This window comes from Paracidovorax citrulli, assembly GCF_900100305.1.
In the GTDB taxonomy this organism is placed as follows: Bacteria; Pseudomonadota; Gammaproteobacteria; order Burkholderiales; family Burkholderiaceae_C; genus Paracidovorax; species Paracidovorax citrulli.
Window position 1 is genome coordinate 1 of record NZ_FNEY01000067.1, and the last position, 1647, is coordinate 1647.

Below are 1647 nucleotides of genomic sequence, written 5' to 3' on the forward strand. Positions count from 1 at the left end.
CAGGCTTTGGCAAGCTGCGCATTCGCTTCGAGCGGCGGCTGGACATCCACGAAGCGCTGTTGAAACTGGCTGCAGCGATCATCTGTGCGCGCTTGGTGGATCGGTGGTGTTAGCCGCTCTTATTGCGAATAGGATGGGGCCGGGAAAACGGGGGCAACATCAATCATGACTGTTCCTCTCCTTGAACTGGTGGCGGTACCGAAAGTAAGGATGGCTGAACTCCCGCTTCTGGGTCTATGATCGACAAGTGCGTCCTATCGATGCTCCAGTAATCAAGCAAACATCCGATTACGCTTTTCGATAACGAGGACGCTACTGCGTGGTCGCGGAATAATCTGTACATCGCCAACTCTTCGAGTTCCTTTGCAACTCCAAATAGTCCCCCAAAGACATCACGTCTGGCAAAAAATTCCCCCAAAGCAGAAGCAGGGATTTGATTAAGACTGCCTTGAATCTTGAACTTAATCTGTCCGGCTAAAGCTTTTCCGCCAGCAGCGTATTCAGTAATTAAGCCCATCGATAAATTGACGGTGGAATCAAATCCTTCTTTGCCCCGGGAGCCGTATCGAAAGCCTTCATCTAAAAGAGCGGCCCGCTCATTCGATTCTTCGAATGCAATACCGCGCATAAGATAATCTATGCATATGCAAACCAGTGCGCAAATGAAATACAAACACCGAAGGGCGGTTGAAGAATGTTCACGTCTGGTAATGGCTATCTCGGCAAAATAGCGCCCTTGGGAAAGTAAGTCGTTGCATATGTCGAATGATAATCCTCGGCTCAACAAAGACTTGCAATAAGAAATACGCCCTCGCCAATCTCCATCTAATTTCCCAAAAGTGTTTACCGATAGAAGACTGAAAAATTCCTCGTCAGAAATGCGCTCATCCCAACGTTTTTTCTGCTCTAACTTGGATAAGAAGTTTCCATCTAAGACCAAGATATTTAAGCGCTTGCCAAATTCCTTGACTTCTGGTCTTTTATCGGACGTGGCAACAATGGCGCGATCTGCGCCGATGGTTTTTTGGAGCCCGAGCGTCCAAAAAATTCGCTCAATAGCCTGTGGTGTTTTCTTGTTCTTGATGTCAACAATCGCTATTTCGCGAGATACCGGCGAACTTCTACTATAGATCCACGCATCGATATCCGTAACATCCTGTCCCATGTATTTGAATGGAACACCTCGGACTACAAAATATCCCGCTTGGGAAAAATAGGTCCTCAAAGCCTCTTCCATGCTGGGCCCTTTTTTAAGAACATTAGCCATTTTCTTTTCCAAAGCGAAGAATGTTCAAGATACTGTTCGTCGCTGCGGGATCTGAATCTACTTGACGCTTGCGATTGATTGCCCTATTTTCTTCTGGACCTAGATATTTGGTGATTGTAGCGCTTGGAAGTGCCGTGAGTGACTGGTCGCTCACGTCACCCTTTTGAATGACTTGGAGAGCAAGTTCGCCGACTTCTCTCTTAAGTAAAGTCATTAGCCAGCCAGTTCGGGTTCCAAAATAACCCGACTTGGTTCCTTGGTACACGTGAACTACACCTTTCAATTCCAGTGCTCGGTAATCTTGTGAAATTGCAGGGCTTGGCCCCACAGGATTGCCGTTAGAGCGTGTTATGAACTTTGCTCCTCGGAGTGGAAGTCAA

The 1647-nt window shown here is 47.2% G+C and carries 2 protein-coding genes and 1 pseudogene; 1 reads left to right on the top strand and 2 read right to left on the bottom strand.

What is annotated here, in order from left to right; all coding sequences use genetic code 11:
• Positions 1-113, top strand: a pseudogene (locus tag BLR99_RS22130) (IS5/IS1182 family transposase); the annotation flags it as partial.
• A gap of 50 nt (positions 114-163) precedes the next feature.
• On the opposite strand, the gene BLR99_RS22135 reads toward BLR99_RS22130, so the two are convergent.
• A complete protein-coding gene (locus BLR99_RS22135; protein ID WP_011795036.1) occupies positions 164-1267 on the bottom strand; it encodes a hypothetical protein in 1104 nt (367 codons plus the stop codon).
• Entirely contained in the window at positions 1260-1532 is a 273-nt protein-coding gene (locus BLR99_RS22140; RefSeq protein WP_233427257.1) for a hypothetical protein, read from the bottom strand. Before BLR99_RS22140 ends, BLR99_RS22135 begins: the two co-directional genes overlap by 8 nt.
• Between the last annotated feature and the right edge of the window lie 115 nt (positions 1533-1647).